This is a genomic window from Ruegeria arenilitoris (genome assembly GCF_013031355.1).
GTDB classification, from domain to species: domain Bacteria; phylum Pseudomonadota; class Alphaproteobacteria; order Rhodobacterales; family Rhodobacteraceae; genus Ruegeria; species Ruegeria arenilitoris_C.
The window spans coordinates 1-1,805 of record NZ_WPZO01000028.1 but is presented as its reverse complement, the minus strand read 5'-3'; the positions used below and the strand labels follow the sequence as shown (position 1 = coordinate 1,805).

The following is a 1,805-nucleotide window of genomic DNA, read 5'->3' as shown; positions in this document are numbered from 1 at the left end:
CTGGTCACCGCTTTCGTGCCCCAGCTTATCTACACGATATGCTCACCTGTTATTGGGGCTTCCCAAACTGCGGTCGTCGGAAGCATCGAGTTACCCACGATGTTTGCCGTGGGGTATCTTGCCTTTGGCGAAGCCGTTTCTTTATCTCAAGCTTTGGCATGTGCCTTAGTGCTGGGCGCAATCGCGATCACAAGAAGTAGAAAGACGCGCACCGTATCTACAGTGCTCGCAAAATCACCAAGGCGGTAGTACTGGGCTCAAACCGGACTTGCAGCGACACCTCGCGAAATCAGGCTTGGACATCCGCTATGCGAGAGCCATTCAAAATTGATGTTAGGTGGCAGAAAATACCCAAACCTTCAGGCCGGATGCTCGGCCCCAAATTTCTTGATAACCAGCAAGTGTCAGGCAGTCGAGGTTCGGCACATTCCCATTTTTTTGGATAGCACACACCAACTCGTCGCTGACAACGAGCTGCGCATCGAGGTCGCGGGTAAGATGTTCAATCCTGCTAGCAATATTCACGGTATCGCCGATTACTCCATATTCAAGTCTGCGCTCATTCCCCATATCTCCAGCCACGACTACGCCCCAATGAAGTCCGATGCCTACACGGATCGGCTCAATGCCGGACAACAGCCTGTCCTCATTCCAAACCTTTAGCGCTTCGATCATTTCGAAAGCACAATTCAATGCGTTTGCCGGATCATTAGGACTTGGATCAGGCGTTCCAAAAGTCGCCATAAGCCCATCGCCGATATACTTGTCCAAAGTTCCTTGATTATCGAAGACGGCCTTACCCAAGCGCTCATGATACCCTCGAAGCAGGTCAATCACTTCCTCGGCGCTGGCATTTTCGCAAAGCTTCGTGAATCCCATGATGTCCGCGAATAATACTGCGACTTCCTGTTGCCTTGCGGTGGCAATCTCTGCACCTGAGTCGCTCAACTGATTAACAACATTTGGCGAAAAGTATCGCGCCAAACTCGCACGCTTTCGCTCGGTAGAAAGTAAGTTCCAGACAAGCCGACGAGACCGCGCGACCACGATAGCGAGGCCTGAGGACACTATCAAAACGACCAATAGCTCAGTTGCTGCGTAACCAAGGAACAGAAAGTCGAGGTCAGATGCAGCTTCAAGCAAGGCGTCTGCATTTTGTTCGTCCATATCTAGATTGCTGTAAACGCTCGACTGGCTCAGAAACCATACCCACATTCCGAGGCGGGCAAGTATGATGCTAAAGCCACACCAAACGACCAGCAGAGGGCGAAAGCTGAAGGATGCCTGCATCAAGAACAAAAAGAAATAAAGAAAACGGGCCGTATCCATCGCAATGGCCGGTGGCAACGGATTGTCATCAAAGGGTGAGCCTAGAGTGAATACCAAGGCCAACAGAATGCAATCGATGAAAACGAAAAAGAACTGGAGACGCAATTCAGTTCGGTGCGTTTGGGCAGCGAGGTACTGAAGCCCGCCGAGTATGACGAAGATAAAGATTTCCAGAAGGTTGAAGTAATAAGCCCGCCCTGTCTCAGTGCTGTCGATGGCTTGCCACAATAGAACAAGAGCCAAAGCGACAGTCCGAACTTTTGCAGCTAGCGTAATGCCTTGGCGTTCTTCTTCGATGAAGGCGGCCTGATTGCGTATCTGGAATCTGTTTTGGACCCTGTCTGACATTCGGCTACTACCTTAAACGACCCCTGAAGAATCGCTAAACCAAACTCACCCAAAGATTCCAAAGATAATCTGATTGTCCGCTATGGGTTCACAGCGGTCATCTGACGGTTGCAGTGGGACATGAGCCA

1 protein-coding gene and 1 pseudogene are annotated in these 1,805 nt (G+C 50.6%); one reads left to right on the top strand and one right to left on the bottom strand.

What is annotated here, in order from left to right; genetic code table 11:
* A pseudogene (locus tag GOX63_RS23715) lies at positions 1–249 on the top strand (DMT family transporter); the annotation flags it as partial.
* 84 nt (positions 250–333) lie between these two features.
* Here GOX63_RS23715 and GOX63_RS23615 read toward each other — a convergent pair.
* Positions 334–1,677: an adenylate/guanylate cyclase domain-containing protein gene (locus GOX63_RS23615; protein ID WP_170547353.1), complete on the bottom strand. Its 1,344-nt coding sequence runs from the start codon at positions 1,675–1,677 to the stop codon at positions 334–336.
* Between the last annotated feature and the right edge of the window lie 128 nt (positions 1,678–1,805).

What these genes read in the sequence shown, in the direction of transcription:
- GOX63_RS23615 (WP_170547353.1), bottom strand. Translation starts at nt 1,677, where the DNA reads ATGTCAGACAGGGTCCAAAACAGATTCCAGATACGCAATCAGGCCGCC.